Raw genomic sequence first — 20,936 nt, forward strand, 5'->3', positions numbered from 1 at the left:
CCCCCTCACGGAAGGACCCCCACCGTGCGAAGAACCCGTATCCTCACGGCGGTGCTGGCGCTGGCGGCCGGCCTGCTGTCGGGTGCCCCCACCGCCCTGGCCGCCGATCCTCCGGCGGCGAAGCTCGCCGCGGACACCTACACCTGGAAGAACGCCCGGATCGACGGGGGCGGGTTCGTGCCCGGCATCGTCTTCAACCGCTCCGAGAAGAACCTGGCCTACGCCCGCACGGACATCGGCGGCGCCTACCGCTGGCAGGAGTCCTCGAAGACCTGGACGCCGCTGCTGGACTCGGTCGGGTGGGACGACTGGGGGCACACGGGCGTCATCAGCATCGCGTCCGACTCCGTCGATCCGAACCGGGTGTACGCGGCGGTCGGGACGTACACCAACAGCTGGGACCCGAAGAACGGCGCCGTCATGCGCTCCGCCGACCGGGGCGCGAGCTGGCAGAAGGCGCAGCTGCCGTTCAAGCTGGGCGGCAACATGCCGGGGCGGGGCATGGGCGAGCGGCTGGCCGTCGACCCGAACCGCAACAGCGTGCTGTACCTGGGCGCGCCCAGCGGCAAGGGGCTGTGGCGGTCGACGGACTCGGGGGCCACCTGGTCGCAGGTGGCGAACTTCCCCAACGTGGGCAACTACGTGGCGGATCCGAGCGACACGTCCGGCTACTCCAGCGACAACCAGGGCATCGTCTGGGTCACCTTCGACGAGTCCACCGGCACCGCCGGGAACGCCACGAAGACGATCTACGTCGGGGTGGCCGACCAGGACAACGCGGTGTACCGGTCGACAGACGCGGGCGCGACCTGGCAGCGGCTGGCCGGGCAGCCCACCGGCCACCTCGCCCACAAGGGCGTCCTGGACGCGAAGAACGGCCACCTCTACCTGGCCTACAGCGACAAGGGCGGCCCGTACGACGGAGGCAAGGGCCGGTTGTGGCGGTACGCGACCGGGACGGGGACCTGGACGAACATCAGCCCGGTGGCGGAGGCCGACACCTCCTACGGCTTCAGCGGGCTGACGGTGGACCGGCAGAAGCCGGGCACGGTCATGGCGACCGCGTACAGCTCCTGGTGGCCGGACACGCAGATCTTCCGCTCCACGGACAGCGGTGCGACCTGGAGCAAGGCGTGGGACTACACGTCGTATCCGAACCGCGAGAACCGCTACACGATGGACGTCTCCTCCTCGCCGTGGCTGACCTGGGGCGCGAACCCGCAACCGCCCGAGCAGACGCCGAAGCTGGGCTGGATGACGGAGGCCCTGGAGATCGACCCGTTCGACTCGAACCGCATGATGTACGGCACGGGTGCGACGATCTACGGCACCGAGAACCTCACGAACTGGGACAGCGGAAGCAAGTTCGCCGTCAAGCCGATGGTCCAGGGCCTGGAGGAGACGGCGGTCAACGACCTCGCCTCTCCCCCGTCCGGTGCCCCGCTGCTGAGCGCGCTCGGTGACATCGGCGGCTTCCGGCACACGGACCTGACGAAGGTGCCGTCGATGATGTTCACCCAGCCGAACTTCACGACGACCACGAGCCTGGACTTCGCCGAGTCGAACCCGGACACCGTCGTCCGGGTGGGCAACCTGGACGCGGGCCCGCACATCGCGTTCTCGACGGACAACGGCGCCCACTGGTTCGCCGGGACCGACCCTTCGGGCGTGAGCGGTGGCGGCACGGTCGCGTCGGCGGCCGACGGCAGCCGGTTCGTCTGGAGCCCTGAGGGCGCCGGCGTGCACCACACCACGGGTTTCGGCACGTCGTGGCAGGCGTCCGCCGGGATCCCCGCCGGGGCGATCGTCGAGTCGGACCGGGTCGACACGAAGACCTTCTACGGCTTCAAGTCCGGGAAGTTCTACGTCAGCACGGACGGCGGGGCCACGTTCAAGGAGTCACCGGCCGGTGGGCTGCCCAGCGGCGACAGCGTCCGTTTCAAGGCGCTGCCGGGCGGGAAGGGCGATGTCTGGCTGGCGGGTGGCGCGACGGACGGCGCGTACGGCCTGTGGCACTCCACGGACGGCGGGACGAGCTTCACCAAGCTCCCCGGTGTCGAGCAGGCCGACACCATCGGCTTCGGCAAGGCGGCGCCCGGCGCCTCCTACCAGACCCTCTTCACCAGCGCGAAGATCGGCGGCGTGCGCGGCGTCTTCCGCTCCACGGACAAGGGCGCGAGCTGGACGCGCATCAACGACGACGCCCACCGGTGGGGCTGGACGGGCGCGGCGATCACCGGCGACCCGCGGGTGTACGGCCGTGTCTACGTCTCCACCAACGGCCGGGGCGTCATCTACGGCGACAGCTCCGGTGGCGGCACGACGGATCCGGGGCCGGGCCCCGACCCGACACCGACCGGCGCCTGCAAGGTGACCTACAAGGTCACCAGCCAGTGGTCGGGCGGCTTCCAGGCGGACGTCCAGCTCACCAACACGGGCACCGGCGCCTGGAACGGCTGGTCCCTGAACTGGGCCTTCCCCGACGGCCAGAAGCTGACCCAGGCGTGGAACACCGAAGCGGCCCAGTCGGGTTCGGCGGTGACGGCGAAGAACGTCGGCTGGAACGCGAACGTGGCGGCGGGATCATCGGTGAGCTTCGGCTTCACGGCGAACCGGTCGGCCACGAACACGAATCCGGCCGCCTTCAGACTGGGCGACCGGACCTGCACGGTCACCTGAGGGGTGCCGGCGGGGGCGTGCCGGACGCGCGGGCGCCCCCGTCGGCGCGAATCGAGAGGCGACAGGGGCAGGGGATGCGGAACACTTGCCCGAATGATCGTGATGCAGCCGGTTCTGGAGACCGGCGCCCCTGACGGCTTCGGCCTCTGGCCTGTCGCCGAGGTCGAGCCGTTCGGCTACCTGCCGCTCAGCGGCGGGCTCTCCCCCGCCGAGGTCGGGACGGCGGTGATGTGCATCGCCCGCTGCAACGACATCGACCCCGAGCTGGACGACCGCCCGCCCCGGCCCGCCGACCCGCTCGGGACCTTCCTCCACGGCCTGCTGACCTTCGACACCCTCTTCGCGGCCGGCGGCATGCGGGTCACGGACCGCTCCGACGGCACTGCCTTCACCCCCGGATGCTGCAACGGGCTGGAGGACTGGCGTGACTGGCACGAGGTCCTCCACGGCAGCGGCCGGGCCTCCTTCGGCCACGACCCGGACCCGTACGCCGAGCGCCTCGGAGACACCGTCCGGTTGACCGTCGACGCCGAGCGGAGCGACAGCCCTGTGATCGAGCTGTCCGTCACCGAGCTGCACGAACTCCTGCGCGATGCCGAGCGCGACCTGACCGGTTTTCTCGCGGCGGCGGCCGGCTGGGGTGCTCGGTACCTGCCCGGCCACTCCACAACCGTCACGGCCGCCCTCGCCCGCGCCCTCGCCCTGCCGTTCACCCGGCCTTCCGGAACGCCCGCAGACTGAACACCGGGTCGGGGCGCGGGCGGCCCTGCTCGGGGAGGCGGGCGAGCCGGGTGGCGAATCCGTCGGCGAGGGGGTCGCCCGGCGGCAGGGTGACGAACCAGCCCCGGCGCAGGTCGGCGATCGTGCGGCGAGGGCTGCGGCCCTGGCCGTGACCGGTGAAGCGGGCCTGCCCGGCCGGGACCAGGCCGTGGGCCGCGGCGCGATACTCGACGTCCAACGCCGCGTCCCGGACCGGGCTGGGCGGCCGGGAGGACAGGACGACATCGATGTCACTGCCCACGTTGTGGGAGGCGGCCTTGTCGACCGTGGTGACGTAGATCCCGCCGGGCCGCAGCACCCGGGCGCACTCGCCGACGATGGCCCGCACCTCGGCGGGCCCGGCGGCCAGGTGCAGCAGCCACACGCTGCACACGGCGTCGAACTGCCCGTCCCGGAAGGGCAGCCGGCGGCTGTCGGCACGCACGACGGCACCGGGGAGCCTGGTGGAGGCCCGCCGGGCCATCGCCGGGGCGAGGTCGACGCCGGTCACCCGCATGCCGTCACGGGCGGCCGCGAGCCGGTGGGTCACGATGCCGGTGCCGCAGGCGACGTCGAGCAGACTGCGGGTGTCCGGCGGTACGAGACTCAGCACGGCTTCCGCGGCGGCGGCCGCCCGGGGTTCGCCGCCGCGCGAGGCGTCGTACCGCTCCGCTTCCTTGTCGTAGTCGAGCACCCGGTCAGTGTGCCCCGTGCCCGGGGGCGAGGTCCTCCACCCTGCGGGCGAGCTCGAAGTCCTTCTCGGTGACGGCGCCGCCCGCGCTGTGCGTGTGCACGGCCAGGGAGACGGTGTTGTAGCCGAGCGTGAGGTCGGAGTGGTGGTTCAGTTCCTCCTGGACCTGGGCGATGTGCACGACCATCGCCGTCGCCGCGAAGTGCGAGCCGAGCCGGTAGGAGCGGATGAGGTGGTCCTTGTCGAGCGACCAGCCCGGCAGCTCGGCCAGCCGGTCCTCGACCTCCTTCTGCGACAGCGGTTCGACGGGCATGGGCCGCGCTCCTTCCCTGGCTGCTGTGTCCTCTCAGCCTGCCACAGCAAGGCGTCCGGGACCCTGGTCAGAGGGTGTACCTGTCCGGCACGACCGGTTCTCGACTACGGTCCCGGCATGACCACTCACCCGTCCACCGTCGAGCAGGGCGTGGGCCCACTGCTGCGGGCCTGGCGGGAGCAGCGGCGGGTCAGCCAGCTGGAGCTGGCCCTGCGCGCGGACTCCTCGGCCCGGCACATCAGCTTCGTCGAGACCGGCCGCTCCCGGCCCAGCGAGGAGATGGTGCTGCGGCTGGCCGAGCATCTGGACGTCCCCGTCCGGGAGCGCAACGCGCTGCTGCTGGCGGCCGGTTACGCCCCCCGCTACCCGGAGACCCCGCTGGACGACCCGGCGCTGGGCGCGCTCCGGGAGGGCATCGAACGGCTGATCAGCGGCTACGAGCCGTATCCGGCGCTGGTGGTGGACGCGCTGTACAACGTGGTGGCCGCCAACCGGGGGATCATGACGCTGGTCGACGGCGTCGGCGAGGCACTGCTCGAACCGCCGCTGAACGCGATGCGGCTGGCCCTGCACCCGCAGGGCCTCGCGCCCCGCATCCGCAATCTGCGCGCCTGGCGCGGGCACCTGCTGGAGCAGATGGAGCGGCAGATCGCACTGCATCGCTCGGAGCCGCTGCGGGCGCTGTACGAGGAGGTGGCGGCGTATCCCGTGCCCGCCGCCGGTCCGGCGGACGAGCCGTCGGAGCCGGTGCCGTATTTCGCGCTGCCGCTGCACATCGAGCACGAGGGGCGGACGCTGTCGTTCATCTCCTCGATCTCCACGTTCAACACGCCGATGGACGTGACGGTCGCCGAGCTGGCCATCGAGACACTGCTCCCGGCCGACCCGGCGACGGCCAAGTACCTTCAGACGCTCATGCTCTGACGGGCCCTCAGGGCCGTGTGCTGGAGGGCGGCGAACCCTGCCACGGCCAGGGCCTGGAGCACCGTCCACACGGCGCCCGGCGTGCTCGGCGTGAGCCACAGCGCCAGGGCCGCGAGGCTCACCGCCGCCCAGGCGAGGTTGGCCTCCACGACGGCCCGTACGCCGAACGCCGGCGGCTCCCTGCGGGCCGCCAGCAGGCCCACGCCCGCGGTGTAGAGAGCGAGGAACGCGCCCAGGGCGAGCAGCAGCGTCGCGTCGACGCCGAGGAACCGTCCGAGCGGGCCGGAGAACGCCAGGTAGGCGAGCGCGTTGGCGCCGGTCACGAGGGCGTCAAGGGCGAGGAAGCGGCGCAGCATGGACTGCGGCTCGGAGGTCCGGGCGAGTGCGGCGAGCTGGATCGCGGACATGGGGAATCACCCTCCGTCGGGTCGTGGTGCGGCGGCTGGGCCGGGTCCCGGGCCGGAGTGCGCCGGCCCGGGAGCCGGTACGTTCACGATCCCGGTCCGGCGGCGTCCGGTCGATTACCCGCGGGGTAATGCCCGTGTGGTTCCTCCGCTTCGTCGATCTCCTCGGTGCGAGCCCTGTGACGCGGCCGCCCGGTCGTGACAGACTGATCACAGGCTTGGGCACGTTCGGGGAGGCGTGGCGTGAGTGAACGGCGGGCCGCACCCACCGTGGGCCAGGTGGTCCTCGGCAAGCGGTTGCAGGAGCTGCGCGAGGCCGCGGGCCTCAGTCGTGACGAGGCCGCCAAGGTGCTGCGGGTCGCCCCCGCGACCGTCCGGCGGATGGAGACCGCCGACGTCGCGCTGAAGATCCCGTACGTGCAGGTCCTGCTCACGGTCTACGGGGTGGCCGAGGACGAGGTGACCGCGTTCGTCGACCTCGCCGAGGAGGCGAACCGGCCGGGCTGGTGGCAGCGGTTCCACGACGTGCTGCCGGAGTGGTTCAGCCTGTACGTGAGCCTGGAGGGCGCCGCCCGGATCATCCGGTCGTACGAGCCGCATTTCGTGCCGGGGCTGCTGCAGACCGAGGGATATGCGCGGGCCGTGCTGGAGGCCGGCACCATCGCTAACGCCGGGCCGGAGGCCGTCGAGCGGCATGTGTCGCTGCGGATGGAGCGGCAGCGGCTCCTGGACCGGCCGAACCCGCCCCACCTGTGGGTCATCATGGACGAGACGGTGCTGCGCCGCCCGGTGAGCGTCGACGGCCGGGTGATGCGCGACCAGCTGGACGCACTGCTGGAGTACGCCACGCGCGACCGGGTCACGCTCCAGATCGCCGAATTCGCGGACGGCCCCCATCCGGGGACGTACGCGCCGTTCTCGCTGTTCCGCTTCGCCGAGCCGGAGCTGCCCGACATGGTCTTCACCGAGTATCTGACCGGCGCGCTGTACCTGGACTCCCGCAAGGAGGTCTCGGCGCATCTGGAGGTGCTGGACCACATGACGGCCGGGGCGGGCTCGGCGCAGCGCACGCAGGAGCTGCTGCGGGAGTACCGCGAGCACTACTGAGGTCCTCGCCTCCGCCCTGACGTCATGGCACGGGTTCTGACCCGTACGGGCGCCGTCGGCAGGTGTGCCTTACGGACCGCCCCTAGCGTCGGGATGACGGCAGGCAAGGGAGCGCACGCGAAGGAGGTCCGATGCCCGGATTCGAGGTGCTGTACCAGGCGGCCGCGCTGTGCCTGATGTACCCCGACGACGACTTCCGCGCGCGGCTGCCGTTGTTGCGCGAAGCCGCCCCGCAGCTGCGGGAGTTCGCCGACCATGCGGCCGTCACCCCGCCGATGGAGCTGGCCGCGCACTACGTCGAGGTGTTCGAGGCCGGGCAGGAGCACAGCCTGTATCTGAGCGTCTGGCGCGAGGCCGCCCCGGCGCCCTCCGAGGAGCTGTACCGGGCGCACGGCCTGGAGACCACCGGTGAGGAGCCGCCGGACTTCCTGCCCGCGGTGCTGGAGTTCGCGGCCCGCACCGGCACCACAGAGCTGCTCGTGGACCACCGCGACGGTCTGGACCAGCTCCGGTGCGGCCTCACCGGCTTCGGCACGCCGTACGCGACGGTACTGGACGCGGTGTGCGCGACGCTGCCGCCCGCGCACACCGGTTCCTGACCTGGCCCGGTTACGGGATGCGGCCGTCGGGCAGCGCGCCGGCGAAGGCGCGCACCTCGTCCACGTCGCCGTGCAGGTACTCGCCCCAGCCGTCGCCCGTCCGGGCCCTGCCGATCTGGAGGGGGCCGGAGGCGCGCCAGCCGTTCGGGAGGACCGCTGTCGCGTCGGCGCCGGTCTGGCCGTCGACGTAGAGCTTCACCTTGTCGGTCGCGTCGTCGTAGACCACGGCGACGCGGTGGCCGATGCCGTCGCGGCCGTCCGACCTCGCGAACCGGGCCACCACGGCCTCGGGGGCGCCCCGCTCGTCCTTGTGCGGCATCACCAGCTGCCAGGCGTGCTGCTCGGGCTGGTATCGCACCTTGAAGGCGTCGGTGTGCTCGCCGGGCAGCGACAGCACGGTCATGGGGCGGTCTGGTTCCCTGTCCGCCAGCTGCACGACCACGCCGATGGTGAAGCTGTCCGATGTGTCGACCACGGGCCCCTCGGCGATCGCGTGACCGGTCTTGCCGTCGAGTGCCAGGTGGCCGTCGCCGGCAAGAGGCTGCGGCGCGGGCGTGCAGTCCGGGTCCAGCCACCACTCGCACGAGCCGTCCGGGACGCGGTAGATCGTCGCACCGGGTCCCAGCTTCAGGGGCGCGCCACCGTTCAGGTCGGGGCTGGCGCCGTCCGGGGCCGTCTCCAGGGACCAGTGCCCACGCAATGACGGCTCGCGGTGCGCCAGTTCGGCAGCCTCGTCGGGCACGACCACCCGGTCGTGGACCCTGACGCCGCCCAGTTCGCCGTGCCAGCGGTCGTGGTAGCCGTTTCCGTCGCGGACCCGGCCGATCTGGAAGGCGCCGGCGGTGGCGGCAGGTGTGGCCTCGGCCCTGGTGCCGGCCTCATGGCCGTTGACGTACAGCTGCGCCTCGCCCGTCTCGGCGTCGTACACGCCCAGCAGGTGGGCCCATTCGCCGGTCTCCGGAGCACCGCCCGACACGGTTGCGCCGCCGACGGTGAACGACCAGTCCGGAGTCTCTCCCCGGGCGTTCAGACCGAGGGCGAAAGCGGCCGACTCCCCCGCGTCCTGGCCGGCGACGGTCATGTTCCGGTCGGTCTCGGCCGGGCGGGCCCAGGCGCTGACCGCAAAGCTCTTGCGGGGGTCGGCGACGGCCGGGGCGTCCGTGGTGAGGTGGCCGTGGCTGCTGCCGTCCAGGGTCGCCGACGCGCTGAGCTTCGTGCGCGCGGGGGCAGGGGCGCCGAAGGTGACGCCGGAGCCGGCGGCCGCGTCGGTGCCCGCCTCGGCGTCGGCGGACGTGGCCCCCTTCGCGTCGGCCAGGGGCCAGTGGGCCACGGGCGCGCGGCCGGACTTCACCAAGAAGTCGTACGACGACTGGGCGCTGCTGCGTCCGGCACGGTCGATGGCCCGGACGGTCAGGCTCTCGGGGCCCGAGTCGAGGGGCAGGAAGGGGATGGTCACCGGCCCGCCGGGCCGCTCGGGGCGGACGGTTCCGTAGGGGCCGCCGATGAAGCCGTAGGTGTAGGACACGACGTCGTCGGAGGGCGAGTCCATGGTGAAGTGGCCGTAGACGCCGACTCCGTCGACCCAGTGGACGTTCTCCGGGTACTCGGGCGAGGAGATGGCCGCCTTCTCCGGGTTCTCGTCGTCGTAGACGAACTCGCAGACGGAGCCGTCACCCTCGGAGCTCCAGGGGGAGGTCGCCTTGCCGTCGTTCGCGCGGACCCGCCAGGAGATGACGGTGTTCGGCGGGACGGAGCCCTCCGGCATGTGCCACCGCTGCGGATCGCCGGAGTGTCCTTCGAGCGTCGTGCGCGTGAGGCGCTGTTCCACCCCGTCGGCGTCCGTCCACCACGCCTCGAACTCGCCCTTGACCAGGTTGGCCTCGGCGGGGTGGTTGTCCTCCTCCGGGTCGTACAGGACCGCGCTCAGGACGGGCGGCCCGGAGACGTACGCCCTCTGGTCCCCCGCCGCGCACTCCTTGTGCCCCGTCTCCAGATCCTGGACGAGCGGCTGCTTCGGCGGCAGGTTGTCCGCGGCCTGTGCCACGCCGGTACCGGTCGTCATCACGGCCGCCACCGCACACCCCACCGCCAGCAGTCTGTGTCCGCCGGATCTCTTCAGTGCGTCCACCTGTCCCTCCCCTGTGAACTTCCCTCGGCCCGCCGGTCACACGAGCTGCTGGAGGTTAACAGGGGGCACTGACTTCGCAGTAAGGGTTTTCCCCTTCCGGTGCGCGCGGGGAGTTGGGCTAGGCGGCGCCGCCCTTCTCGTCCCGTCCGTTCTTCTCCTCGTCCACGATCTCCGCGTCCACGACTCCCTCCTCGTCCTGCGGCGCGGTGGGGGGCTCCTCCGTGGGGGGCTGCTGGGTCTGGGCGTACATCGCCTGGCCCATCTTCTGGCTGACGGAGGCGAGTTTCTCGACGCCGGCGCGCAGGGCGGCGGTGTCCGCCTGCTGTTCCAGCCGCTCCTTCACCTCGGCGACGGCCGACTCGACCTCGGACTTCGTGTCGGCCGGGACCCGGTCGCCGTTCTCGCGGAGGAAGTTCTCGGTCTGGTAGACGAGTTGCTCGGCCTGGTTGCGGGTCTCGGCGGCCTCCCGGCGTTTGCCGTCCTCCTCGGCGTACTGCTCGGCCTCGCGCATCATGCGGTCGATGTCGTCCTTGGGCAGGGCCGAGCCGCCGGTGACGGTCATCTTCTGCTCGCGGCCGGTCGCCATGTCCTTGGCGGAGACGTGCATGATGCCGTTGGCGTCGATGTCGAACGCCACCTCGATCTGCGGCACACCACGTGGCGCCGGCGGCAGGCCCGTCAGGTCGAAGACGCCGAGCTTCTTGTTGTACGCGGCGATCTCCCGTTCGCCCTGGTAGACCTGGATGCCGACCGAGGGCTGGTTGTCGGCCGCCGTCGTGAAGATCTCCGAACGCCGGGTCGGGATGGTGGTGTTGCGTTCGATGAGCTTCGTCATGATGCCGCCCTTGGTCTCGATGCCCAGGGACAGCGGGGTGACGTCGAGCAGCAGGACGTCCTTGACGTCGCCGCGGATGACGCCCGCCTGGAGCGCCGCGCCCACGGCCACGACCTCGTCGGGGTTGACGCCCTTGTGCGGCTCCTTGCCGGTGAGTTCCTTGACCAGGTCCGTCACCGCGGGCATCCGCGTCGAGCCGCCGACGAGGATCACGTGGTCGATCGCCGAGAGCTGCACGCCGGCGTCCTGGACCGCCTGGTGGAACGGGGCCTTGCAGCGGTCCAGCAGATCCGCGGTGAGCTCCTGGAACTGGGCCCGGGTCAGCTTCTCGTCGAGATGGAGGGGTCCTTCGGCGGAGGCCGTGATGTAGGGCAGGTTGATCGTCGTCTCCGTCGAGCTGGACAGCTCGATCTTGGCCCGCTCGGCGCCCTCGCGCAGCCGCTGCACCGCCATCTTGTCGCGCGCGAGGTCGACGCCGTTCTGGCCCTTGAAACGCTTGATCAGGTACTCGACGATCCGCTGGTCCCAGTCGTCGCCGCCGAGGTGCGTGTCGCCGTTGGTGGCCTTCACCTCGATGACGCCCTCGCCCATCTCCAGCAGTGACACGTCGAAGGTGCCGCCGCCGAGGTCGAAGACGAGCACCGTCTGGTCGTTCTCCTTGTCCAGTCCGTAGGCGAGTGCCGCGGCCGTCGGCTCGTTGATGATCCGCAGCACCTTCAGGCCCGCGACCTCACCGGCTTCCTTGGTCGCCTGCCGCTGGCTGTCGTCGAAGTACGCCGGGACGGTGATCACCGCGTCGGTGACGTCCTCGCCGAGGTAGGACTCCGCGTCCCGCTTCAGCTTCTGCAGCACCCGCGCGGACAGCTCCTGCGCCCGGTAGCGGGTGCCGTCCACGTCGCCCTCGTCGGGGAAGCGCCAGTGCGCGTCGCCCATGTACCGCTTGACCGAGCGGGCGGTGCGCTCCACGTTCGTCACGGCCTGCCGCTTGGCCACCTCCCCGACCAGCACCTCGCCGTTCTTGGCGAACGCCACGACCGAGGGGGTGGTCCTGGCCCCCTCCGCGTTGGCGATGACGGTGGGCTCACCGCCCTCCAGCACGGCGACCACCGAGTTCGTGGTTCCGAGGTCGATCCCGACCGCTCGTCCCATCGCTGTCCCCTTCCGCCAGGGCGACGACACTCCACCCCCTCCAGCACAAAACTTGAGTGCGCTGTTGTCAATGCCGCGATGGGGTGATCGGCCCGCGCAGCGCCACGGCGCGCCGGGGCCGGTCGGTGATGAGCACGTCGACGCGCGGGTGGGCGAGGAAAGCCCGCATCAGGGTGTCGTCGTTGACGGTCCAGACCATGGTGAACAGGCCGTGCCGGGTCGCCTCGCGCAGCACGTTGGTCCTGGCCAGCCGCTGGTGCACGGCGACGCCGTGCGCCCCGCAGGCCCGGATGCGGCGGGCGGGGAACAGCTCGCTCAGCCGGGTGCCGGGCAGCCGGGCCAGGGCCAGCTCCCTGCGGTCGCGCCCGAGGGACAGGGCGGTGCGCACCGCGGGGAAGCCCCGGGTCACGGCGGCGACGGACCGGTCCTCCAGGGTCGTCACGACGAGCCCGTCCGCGCCGAGCAGGGCGACCGCCCGGTCGACCACCTCCTGCTCGTAACCGACCTCCTTGAGGTCCAGGTGGGCCACGAGTTTCCCGGCGATCAGCGCCATGACCTCGTCCACCACGGGCACGGCGTACCCGGCCCGCTCGCACAGCCCGGCGTGCGTGAGCGCGGACAGCGGCGGGCCGGCGGGCCCGACCCGGGGGTCGTGGTAGACGACGAGGACCCCGTCCCCGGTGCGGCGGATGTCGAACTCGACGTACTCGGCACCGGACCCGATCGCGTCCTCGTATGCCTCCCAGGTGGCGGGGCCGGCGCGCTCGGAGCCGCCCCGGTGGGCGGAGACGGCGGGCGGTGGCGTCACGGTCGTCGGCTTCCGTCGGGCGCGCGAGGAGGCGGGACGGGTACGAAGCTCTCGTCGGGCGCGGGCAGCAGCGAACCGGAGCGGGTGCTGACCCGTCTGAGCAGGACCCAGCCGATCGCCACGAGGACGACGAAGGGCAGCCACGCCAGCGCGTAGGCGGCGCCGTAGGCGCGCAGGTCGAGGATGGAGCGGTGTTCGTCGACGTTCGTGCCGTTCACGCCGAAGAAGGCCAGCAGCAGGGTCGGCGGCAGGGCGATCAGGGTGGCGGCGGCGACCAGGCCGGAGACCGTGCGGTCGCGGCGGTCGTCGCGTTCGGCGAGTTCGGCGTCCAGGGCGGCGGAGCGGGCGCTGGTCACCGAGGTGAGCCGTTCGACCATGCGGGCCGAGTTCTCCAGGCTGTCGCGGATGCCGAGGGCGTCGCGCAGGGAGGACTGGAACGCCTCCGTGACCATCTCGGGGATCAGCAGGCTGTCGACGTACGCCTCGACGCCGAAGGCCAGGTCCAGCTGGACTTCGTTGACGCCGGCGGAGAGGCGGGAGATCAGGGAGCGGATCTCGGTGGGCGAGTCGGTCAGCGCCTGCTCGTTGGCCTTCATCATCGCGAAGGCCGCCAGCCGGGTGCGCTGGAGCACGGACAGGGCGGAGATCATGCCGACGGCGACGAGGGCCAGGCCGTTCTCCACGTGCGGGGCCCAGCCGGCCTGGACGGACACGCCCCGCCCGAGGACGGACAGGGTGAGGCCGTGGTTGCGGAGGTGCGGTGCGAGGCTCGCGTCGTAGGGCGTGGCGGGGTTCCACGGCATCCGGCCGCGGTAGACGATCTCGTTCAGCAGGACGGCCTTGCGGGCCTCGTCGGCACTGAGCAGTTCCCGCTGTAACCGACCGCCGGGGAAGACGAGTTGGTGCACGTTCTGGCCGAGGGCGAGCGGCCGGCCGCCGAGTCGTGCGGTCAGTGTCTGCAGGATTGGGCGGTCGTCGAGCTCGATCCGCTCCCGGTCGAAACAGGTGGTGGCCAGCCAGACGGCGAGGTCGCCGGCGGTGGTCTCGCCCGCGAAGGCGCAGTCCACGACGAGGGTGGCATCGCCGCGCGGGGTGGTGACGACGAGGATCCGCAAGGCCGCGAGGCCCAGGCCGTGGTCGCCGTGCGGCAGCCGCAGCCGCCGGGGCGCGACCTCCTCGTCGAGGACCGGGACGGGCAACACGTCCTGGCTGGTCAGCAGATGGGAGGCGAAGCGGCCGTAGTCGTAGCGGTCGACGAGGGCGCCGAGGGCGGTGCTCCGGGGGCGGAGCCGTCCGGAAAGGCTGAACAGCAGCAGGACACGGGTCCGGTCACGGGTGGCGGAGTCGAGCACCGTCGCGTTCGTGGACGTTCCCGGCAGCATCGCGTTCCTTCCGGCCCGGCGGTTCGAGGCGTCTGGTTCATACCCCGGCCGGGGGTGGTGAACCGACGACGACGCGCGGGCCGCCCCTGGTGGGCGGGCCCGCGCGACGGGGTGCGGCAGGTCAGGCGAGCTTGGCGGTCAGCGTGATGGGCGTGGCCTTGAGGGCCTGGCTGACCGGGCAGCCGACCTTGGCCTCGTCGGCGGCGGCCTGGAAGGCCTCCTCGTCGATGCCGGGGACGGTGCCCTCGACGGTGAGGTGGATGCCGGTGATGCCCTCACCGGGCTGGAAGGAGACGTCGGCCGAGGTGATGAGCTTGGTGGGCGGCGTCCCGGCCTTGTCGAGGATGTTGGAGAAGGCCATGGAGAAGCAGCTGGAGTGGGCGGCCGCGATCAGCTCCTCGGGGCTGGTCTTGCCGTTCGCCTCCTGGGCGCGCGACGCCCACGTGACCGGCTGCTCGCCGATGGCGCCGGAGGAGTCGAAGGTGACGACACCATTGCCCTCGAGCAGGTTGCCTTCCCAGACGGTGTGTGCGGAGCGCGTGGTAGCCACGAGTTCTTCCTTTCGCGTACGGACTCGCCTGCGGGCCCGTCTCCGGGCCCCGTGCCCCCCATCCGATCACACTACGGCTCAACTCACGCGAGAGACCTTCCCTCTGGTGGTGAACGGCAGCCGCGCTCCCCTGGGTGTGCGTACGGCCCGGCAGGTGCGGCCGGGTTCTCAGGCGGCGTGCTCCTCCTCGGTGGCCTCCAGCGGCACCTGCGGTCCGTTCGACTCGCGCAGCCAGCGGCGCAGCACCCGGTGCACGTGCTCGGCGCCCACGAGTTCCTCGCCCTGGGCGGCCGGTGCCGACAGGCCGAGCGGCGACAGCAGGAAGGGTCTGCCCTGGGCGCCGCCGAGGCCGCCGTGGGAGCCGATCTGCTCCTCGAAGGCGAGGACTTCGCCGTCGGCCGGGTCGTGGAAGGAGTTGACCATGATGTCGGCGGTGTGCGGGAAGGAGTGCGTACGGCGGACCGCGTCGGCGGCGCCCGGGCCGAACGCGGCGAGCGGGCCCGGGTTGTCGTCGAGGTCGGCCAGCGGGATCTCGGCGCCGTACGCGCCGAGGACGACACCGCCGTGCTCCTCGCTGCGGACGAGCAGGAAGCCGATGCCGGGGTGGTTGGCGAGGGTCGTCAGCAGCGCGGGGTGGCGGGCGTCGATCTCCTCCTTGCTCATGCGGTGCGTGACGTCCGGGAAGGAGATCAGACCGAGGTTGCCGGAGGCCAGCACGATCGGCTCCTCGCGGCGCCCGGGGCGGTGCTGGTCGCCGGTCTCCTCCACGGGGATGCGCAGCGCGGCGCGGACGGCGGCGCGGGCCTCCGCCCCACTGCGGGTGCGCTCCGCCTTGCGCGGTACGGGCATGCCGCAGCCGGCCCGCACCAGGTCGCCGAGGGTGAGGCCGTAGCGGGAACGGAAGGTCTCGCCGGGGCTCTGGCCGTGGTCGGACAGCACGACGATCCGGTAGGGGCGCGGGGCGTGCTCGGCGACGTTCTCGATGAGCGCGAGCGAGCTGTCGAGGCGTTCGAGGACCTTCTGCGCGTCGCGGCTCGCCGGGCCGGAGTGGTGGGCGACCTCGTCGTAGGCCACCAGGTCGGCGAAGACGGCCGTGCGGCCGACGAGCATGTCGCCCGTCACGGCGGCGACGACGACGTCGCGCTCCACGACGGTCGCGAAGGCCCGGACGAGGGGGTAGAGGCCGCCTCGGGAGACGCGCGGGCGTTGCTCGCGCAGCCGCGCCCGGGTGGACTGGCCGATCTCCCGGCCCACCTCGGCGATGAAGGACAGCGCGGTGCGCACGGCGTTGGCCGGGTCGGAGAAGTAGGCGAAGTAGCCCGCGCGGGAGCGGTTCTCCCGGCTGCGGCGGCGGGCGGCGATGGACAGCACGAGGGCCTGCTGGTCGGCGCCGCCGCTGAAGAGGTTGCCGCGGCTGGCGCCGTCGACGGTGAGCAGCCCGCCGTGCCCGGCGTACTCGACGGCGCGGCGCTGGAGTTCGGCCGCGCTGGTCGGGCGGTTGCAGACGACCACTTCGCGGGTGTCCTTCTCGTACCAGCGGAAGGCGGGGACGTCATGGTTGCTGCCGTGCAGGATGCCGAGCTGGCTGGCGCCGGTCTGGCTGGACCAGTCGGTGCGCCAGGGGGTGAGCCGGTGGGTGGGGCGGCCGCCGTCGCCTATGTCGAGCCAGCGGGCGACGGTGGGCATCAGGCCCTGGCCGACCGCGTCGAGCAGGGTGTCGTGGCCGACGCCGTCGAGCTGCACGAAGACCGTGCCGGGGCCGGCGGGGGAGGGCGGCCCGGACCGGCGGCGGCGGTCGGAGAGGCGGTACAGCCTGCGGCGGTAGGCGTCGTCGTCCCGCACGGCCAGGGCGGCGCCGGTCGCGGACGCCACGGCCGACATCACGGCGGCGACCACGACGGCGGTCTCCGGCGCGGCGGCGCCGCGCTCGGCCGGGTTGAGGTTGAGGGCGAGCAGCAGCAGCGCGCCGTTGAGGAAGAACACCAGCAGCCCGAGCACGAGCGCCGGCACGAGGAGCAGGAGCCGGACGAGCAGCGGCCACACCACGGCCGACAGCAGACCGAAGGCGCCGGCGCCGAAGGCCGCCGTGACGGCGATGTCGGTCGCGCTGTCGCCGTTCTCCGAGCGGAGCCGGAAGTCCGGCAGGATCCCGGCGAGCACGAGCATGGTGACGGTGGAGACCGCCCACACGGCGACACTCCGCCCCACCTGACTGGCGACCCGCCGCCACCACACGCCCCGCACGCCCAGCCACCTCACGTCCCTGGCCCGCAGCCGTCGCGGGTCCTCCCCCACAGTGTCCCAACGCCCGGTCGGGCCTCTTCGTCCCCGGGCCGCACCCCCGGAGGGGAGGTCAGCGCCCGTCGTATCCGGCCGTCGGCATCGACAGCCGCCGGTGCACGCACGCCTTCATCGCCGCGTCGTACGCCGGTTCCGCCTGCCCCACCGTCTCGACGCGTACACCGCGCCGGGCGCACTCGGCGGTGAATTCCTCGACGGAGGCGAGCGCGCTCTCCAGTACCCGCCGGCTGGGCGCGACGAACAGGTCGAGGCCGGGCCGGACGCCGTCCCACAGCGCGCCGTGGTCGGGCCGCAGCCCGCGGACCAGTAACTCCCGGCTGACCACGTAGCCCCGCTCGGCGGCCCAGCGGGCGCACATCGCGTGCTGACTGCGGGAGTCGACCAGGAACGGATCGTGGTCCAGCTCCTCCAGCGGCGTCAGACTCGCGATCGCCGTGACCCGCACCGGCACCATGGCGTCCCCCTCACCTCCGGTTTCGCCGCCGACCCTACTCCTGCACGTAGGCTTCGGGGAGTCGCGCGAAGGAGGCAAAGAAGTGCCGGTGGAGATCACCTGGTGGGGTCACGCCACTTGCACCGTCGAGGACTCGAACGTGCGCGTGCTCACGGATCCCCTGTTCGCGCGCCGGCTCGCACACTTGCGCCGTCGGCGCGGAGCCCTGCCGCCCCCGGGTGCCCCGCACGCGGACGTGGCGCTCGTGTCGCATCTGCACGCCGACCATCTGCACGTGCCGTCGCTGATGCGGCTGGCTCCCGGCACGCGCCTGCTCGTGCCCCGGGGCGCGCGCCGGGCGGTGCCCCGACTGCGCCGGCTCACGCACCTGCGGGTGAGCGAGGTGGCCCCCGGGGACGAGATCCCGGTCGGCGACATCGTCGTACGGGCCGTGCCCGCGCTGCACGACGGGCGGCGGCTGCCGTTCGGGCCGCACCGCTCCCCCGCGCTCGGATATGTCATAGCCGGGGAGGCCCGGACGTACTTCGCCGGGGACACCGGGTTGTTCGACGAGATGGCCAAGGAGGTAGGGCCGGTCGAGGTGGCGCTGCTGCCGGTGGGCGGCTGGGGGCCGTACCTTGGCGAGGGGCACCTGGACGCGGGCCGGGCGGCGCAGGCGCTGGAACGGCTGGCGCCGCACAGTGCGGTGCCGGTGCACTACGGCACGTACTGGCCGATCGGCATGGAGGCCGTACGCCCCCACGAGTTCCACGCGCCGGGGGACGAGTTCGTCCGGCTGGCGGCCCGGCACGCGCCGGCCGTGGCGGTGCACCGGCTCGGGCACGGGGAGAGCGTGCGCCTGGAAGCCGCCCGGTGAACTGGTCCGCGCCCCTGGCGCTCGCGCCCCTGTTCGCGGCGTCGGCCGTCACACCGGCGTCCCTGGTTCCGGAGTCCACGCAGCAGGCGATCGGGTATCCGACGCTCTTTCTGCTGGTGCTGGCCGGGGCGCTGGTGCCGGTGATTCCGACCGGGGCGCTGGTGAGTTCGGCGGCGGTGGTCGCCGTGCATCAGACGGCGCCGTTCTCGCTGGCGATGGTCTTCGTGACGGCGTCGCTGGCGGCGTTCCTGGGTGATGCGGCGCTGTACTGGCTGGGGCGGCGCGGGCTGAAGTCGAAGAACGGCTCGCGGTGGCTGGAGGCGATCCGGTCACGGGCGCCGGAGGACCGGCTGGAGCAGGCGCAGGAGAAACTGGCCGCGCACGGGGTGGCGGTGCTGGTGCTGTCCCGGCTGGTGCCGGCGGGGCGTATCCCGGTGATGCTGTCCTGTCTGCTGGCCGAGTGGCCGTTGCGGAGGTTCTCCCGCGGGAACCTGCCGGCGTGTCTGGCCTGGGCCGTGACCTATCAGTTGATCGGGATCCTCGGGGGGTCGCTGTTCGCCGAGCCGTGGGAGGGCGTGGTGGCGGCGATCGGGCTGACCTTGCTGGTCAGCGCGGTGCCGACGGTGGTACGGCGGGTGCGCAGTTCCCCGCGACGGCCCTGAGGTCAGCCCCCGGACAGCACTCGTGAGGCGCCCACCGGCATGTCCCACAGGTCTTCCCGGGGCAGCCCCGTCTTCTCCCACGCCGCCCGCACGCGCGTCAGGGGCTCCATGACCGGCTCCGCCGACAGCACGAACGTGCCCCAGTGCATGGGGGCCATCCGGCGCGCGCCCAGGTCCTGGGCCGCGCGGACCGCTTCCTCCGGGTCGCAGTGGACGTCGCGGAGCCACCAGCGGGGGTCGTAGGCGCCGATGGGCAGGAGGGCCAGGTCGATGCCGGGGTAGCGGCGGCCGATGCGGGAGAACCAGTGGCCGTAGCCAGTGTCACCCGCGAAGTAGACGCGCCGGCCGTCCCGGTCGGTGAGGACCCAGCCGCCCCACAGGCTGTGGCAGGTGTCGGTGAGGCTGCGCTTGGACCAGTGGTGGGACGGGACGAAGTCGAAGCGGACGCCGTCCAGTTCGGCCGCCTCCCACCAGTCGAGTTCCGTCACGCGCGTGAAGCGACGGCGGTGGAACCAGCGGGCGAGCCCGGCCGGGGCGAACACCGGGGTGTCGCGCGGGAGGCGGCGCAGTGTGGGGGCGTCCAGGTGGTCGTAGTGGTTGTGGCTGATGACGACGGCGTCGACGCGCGGCAGGTCCTCCCAGGGGACGCCCACGGGGGTGATCCGGGCCGGGGTGCCGAGGATGCGGCGGGACCACACCGGGTCGGTGAGGACGGTCAGTCCGCCGATGCGCAGCACCCAACTGGCGTGTCCCGCCCACGTGACGGCGACGGTGCGGGCGTCGACGCGGGGCAGCGGGGCCGGGGCGTAGGGCAGCCGGGGGATGTCGGCGAGGCCCTCGGGGCCCGGTCTCACCGCGCCCTCCCTGGCGAAGCGGGCCATGGCCTTCAGGCCCGGGAGCGGCGCGGTCAGCCGGTCGTGGAAGGTGCGCGGCCACACCCGGCGCTCGGCCAGCGGGCGGGGTTCGGCCAGGGGCGGATGCGGGGGCGCGAGGGGTGACGGGAGCGGGGGCTCGTCGGTTTCCCGAATGGTCGTGCCGGTGGTCGACTCGGACTGCTGCGTCATCGAGGAGGCTCCCATCGCTGAGCGTCGTCGCGGAGATCGTCGAAGACCGACTTCAGCCGGATCAACGCGCGTTGCACCTGCGGCAGTTCCAACGGCGTGGGTGAGGTGAGGCATTCCGCGCGTTCCGTGTCGTCACCCGCCACCAGTGCGCCGGTGGAAAGCCGCACGCGCGGGGCTTCGAGGTCGTCGCCGAAGCGGTGTCCGCCCGGGGCGGGCATGCCGAGGCGCGCGGTGAGGAAGTCCTCCAGTTCCTGTGCGTCGCCGACGTCGTGCGCGGTCAGCGCGGGACGCAGCGGGGCCAGGTCCACGTACAGGTGGCGGCCGGAGCGCGGGGGCCGGGCGAGGGCGCCCGCGGCGACGACGGCGGCGTGCGCCTCGGCGGCCAGGAGCGCGTGCAGGCGCACGGAGGTCGCCGTGCGCGCGGTGACCGGTTCCGGCTCCCCCAGGGCGTACGCGGCCGCCGCGGCGATGGGCGCGGCGACGCGGGCGTCGAGGGCGGTGAGGATGTCGAGCACGCGCGCGTGGAGGTCCTCGCCGTCCTCCCCGCCGGGGAAGCGGGCCGCGGCGGCCGGCCAGCCGGGCGGGAGCAGGGCCCCGGCCAGATCGGTGACGACGGTGACCCGGTCGGGCACCATCTCGGCGGGGCTGAGCAGCACGGTGTCGCGCGGCTCGTGCAGGGTGTCGCGCCAGGTCTCGTCACTGACGAGGTGCAGGCCCTCGCCCTGGGCGGCCTCGACGGTCTCGTGGAGCAGTTCGGGAGGGGCGACGGTCGCGGTGGGGTCGTCGGCGACGGACAGCACGAGCAGGCGCGGGTCGCCGCCCTCGGCGCGGACCCGGCGTACGGTCTCCAGCAGCGCGTACGGGTCCGGAACCCCGCCGCTCTCGGGCGGGGTCGGCACGTGGAAGGCGGGGCGCCCCAGCAGGCGTGCGTACGGCGCCCACCAGGCGGCGCAGGGTCTCGGGACGAGGACGTCGCCGCCGAGGGCGGCGGTCAGCGCGAGCAGCAGGGCGGGCGAGCCGGGGCCGGCGGCCACGCGGTCCGGATCGCAGTGCAGTCCGCGCCGGTCCCAGTAGCCGCAGGCGGCCTCGCGCAGAGTCGTGCCGCCGCCGACCGGCTCGTGGCCGCCCCGGGACGCCGCGGCGGCGAGCACCGCGGACAGTTCCGGCAGGACGGGCAGCCCGTCCTCGGGGAGCGGCGGCCCGAACCGGACGGGGCCGTGACCTTCCGGGGCCGTCCGCCGCATCCGTACCTCCGCAGTGCCAGTGCCTGG

General features: G+C 72.9%; 19 protein-coding genes. 7 read left to right on the forward strand and 12 right to left on the reverse strand.

Annotated elements, in window-relative coordinates; genetic code table 11:
* Positions 1 to 24: 24 nt before the first annotated feature.
* Positions 25 to 2,679, forward strand: a complete 2,655-nt coding sequence (locus IO24_RS0116275; protein WP_031136346.1) for a cellulose binding domain-containing protein — start codon at positions 25 to 27, stop codon at positions 2,677 to 2,679.
* 93 nt (positions 2,680 to 2,772) lie between these two features.
* Positions 2,773 to 3,420 (forward strand): hypothetical protein, encoded by a 648-nt coding sequence (locus IO24_RS45170; RefSeq protein WP_037667920.1) that lies wholly within the window; start codon positions 2,773 to 2,775, stop codon positions 3,418 to 3,420.
* On the opposite strand, the gene IO24_RS0116285 is transcribed toward IO24_RS45170, so the two are convergent.
* Both IO24_RS0116285 and IO24_RS0116290 read right to left on the reverse strand, forming a co-directional pair.
* Positions 3,389 to 4,132 (reverse strand): class I SAM-dependent methyltransferase, encoded by a 744-nt coding sequence (locus IO24_RS0116285; protein WP_031136349.1) that lies wholly within the window; start codon positions 4,130 to 4,132, stop codon positions 3,389 to 3,391. The two genes, IO24_RS45170 and IO24_RS0116285, sit on opposite strands and share 32 nt — an antisense overlap.
* A gap of 4 nt (positions 4,133 to 4,136) precedes the next feature.
* The gene (locus IO24_RS0116290; RefSeq protein ID WP_031106506.1) at positions 4,137 to 4,442 is read right to left on the reverse strand and encodes a 4a-hydroxytetrahydrobiopterin dehydratase; all 306 of its coding nucleotides are present in this window, start codon (positions 4,440 to 4,442) and stop codon (positions 4,137 to 4,139) included.
* Positions 4,443 to 4,559: 117 nt separating this feature from the next.
* On the opposite strand from IO24_RS0116290, the gene IO24_RS0116295 reads away from it, so the two are divergent.
* Positions 4,560 to 5,366: a helix-turn-helix domain-containing protein gene (locus tag IO24_RS0116295; protein WP_031136352.1), complete on the forward strand. Its 807-nt coding sequence runs from the start codon at positions 4,560 to 4,562 to the stop codon at positions 5,364 to 5,366.
* Here IO24_RS0116295 and IO24_RS0116300 read toward each other — a convergent pair.
* Positions 5,348 to 5,773 (reverse strand): hypothetical protein, encoded by a 426-nt coding sequence (locus IO24_RS0116300; RefSeq protein ID WP_031136354.1) that lies wholly within the window; start codon positions 5,771 to 5,773, stop codon positions 5,348 to 5,350. The genes IO24_RS0116295 and IO24_RS0116300 overlap by 19 nt on opposite strands.
* A 240-nt stretch (positions 5,774 to 6,013) precedes the next feature.
* Here IO24_RS0116300 and IO24_RS0116305 point away from each other — a divergent pair, with 240 nt between their 5' ends.
* Both IO24_RS0116305 and IO24_RS0116310 read left to right on the forward strand, forming a co-directional pair.
* The gene (locus tag IO24_RS0116305; protein ID WP_031136355.1) at positions 6,014 to 6,877 is read left to right on the forward strand and encodes a helix-turn-helix domain-containing protein; all 864 of its coding nucleotides are present in this window, start codon (positions 6,014 to 6,016) and stop codon (positions 6,875 to 6,877) included.
* A 131-nt stretch (positions 6,878 to 7,008) separates the two neighbouring features.
* Complete coding sequence (locus IO24_RS0116310) at positions 7,009 to 7,476, forward strand: nitrate reductase molybdenum cofactor assembly chaperone (protein ID WP_031136357.1); 468 nt, start codon at positions 7,009 to 7,011, stop codon at positions 7,474 to 7,476.
* 10 nt (positions 7,477 to 7,486) lie between these two features.
* Here the strand turns inward: IO24_RS0116310 and IO24_RS0116315 are convergent, their stop codons facing one another.
* The 7 genes from IO24_RS0116315 to IO24_RS0116345 form a co-directional block, all read right to left on the reverse strand.
* Positions 7,487 to 9,538: a laminin G domain-containing protein gene (locus IO24_RS0116315; RefSeq protein WP_031136359.1), complete on the reverse strand. Its 2,052-nt coding sequence runs from the start codon at positions 9,536 to 9,538 to the stop codon at positions 7,487 to 7,489.
* Between the two features lie 184 nt (positions 9,539 to 9,722).
* The gene (dnaK, locus tag IO24_RS0116320; protein ID WP_031136361.1) at positions 9,723 to 11,588 is read right to left on the reverse strand and encodes a molecular chaperone DnaK; all 1,866 of its coding nucleotides are present in this window, start codon (positions 11,586 to 11,588) and stop codon (positions 9,723 to 9,725) included.
* Positions 11,589 to 11,655: 67 nt separating this feature from the next.
* Positions 11,656 to 12,396, reverse strand: a complete 741-nt coding sequence (locus IO24_RS0116325) for a glycerophosphodiester phosphodiesterase family protein (RefSeq protein ID WP_031136363.1) — start codon at positions 12,394 to 12,396, stop codon at positions 11,656 to 11,658.
* Positions 12,393 to 13,778, reverse strand: a complete 1,386-nt coding sequence (locus IO24_RS0116330) for a hypothetical protein (protein ID WP_031136365.1) — start codon at positions 13,776 to 13,778, stop codon at positions 12,393 to 12,395. The genes IO24_RS0116325 and IO24_RS0116330 overlap by 4 nt, the downstream gene beginning before the upstream one ends.
* A gap of 121 nt (positions 13,779 to 13,899) precedes the next feature.
* The gene (locus IO24_RS0116335; RefSeq protein ID WP_031136366.1) at positions 13,900 to 14,328 is read right to left on the reverse strand and encodes an OsmC family protein; all 429 of its coding nucleotides are present in this window, start codon (positions 14,326 to 14,328) and stop codon (positions 13,900 to 13,902) included.
* Between the two features lie 168 nt (positions 14,329 to 14,496).
* Positions 14,497 to 16,572: a phage holin family protein gene (locus tag IO24_RS0116340; protein WP_031136368.1), complete on the reverse strand. Its 2,076-nt coding sequence runs from the start codon at positions 16,570 to 16,572 to the stop codon at positions 14,497 to 14,499.
* Between the two features lie 109 nt (positions 16,573 to 16,681).
* Entirely contained in the window at positions 16,682 to 17,083 is a 402-nt protein-coding gene (locus IO24_RS0116345) for a hypothetical protein (RefSeq protein WP_031136370.1), read from the reverse strand.
* An 82-nt stretch (positions 17,084 to 17,165) separates the two neighbouring features.
* On the opposite strand from IO24_RS0116345, the gene IO24_RS0116350 reads away from it, so the two are divergent.
* A complete protein-coding gene (locus tag IO24_RS0116350; protein WP_031136372.1) occupies positions 17,166 to 17,939 on the forward strand; it encodes an MBL fold metallo-hydrolase in 774 nt (257 codons plus the stop codon).
* A 29-nt stretch (positions 17,940 to 17,968) separates the two neighbouring features.
* Positions 17,969 to 18,601: a DedA family protein gene (locus IO24_RS0116355; protein WP_037667942.1), complete on the forward strand. Its 633-nt coding sequence runs from the start codon at positions 17,969 to 17,971 to the stop codon at positions 18,599 to 18,601.
* A gap of 2 nt (positions 18,602 to 18,603) precedes the next feature.
* On the opposite strand, the gene IO24_RS0116360 is transcribed toward IO24_RS0116355, so the two are convergent.
* Positions 18,604 to 19,665, reverse strand: a complete 1,062-nt coding sequence (locus IO24_RS0116360; protein WP_031136376.1) for an MBL fold metallo-hydrolase — start codon at positions 19,663 to 19,665, stop codon at positions 18,604 to 18,606.
* A complete protein-coding gene (locus IO24_RS0116365; RefSeq protein ID WP_031136377.1) occupies positions 19,662 to 20,909 on the reverse strand; it encodes an aminotransferase class I/II-fold pyridoxal phosphate-dependent enzyme in 1,248 nt (415 codons plus the stop codon). Before IO24_RS0116365 ends, IO24_RS0116360 begins: the two co-directional genes overlap by 4 nt.
* Between the last annotated feature and the right edge of the window lie 27 nt (positions 20,910 to 20,936).

It is taken from the genome of Streptomyces flavovariabilis (assembly GCF_000725785.1).
Lineage (GTDB): Bacteria > Actinomycetota > Actinomycetes > Streptomycetales > Streptomycetaceae > Streptomyces > Streptomyces hawaiiensis.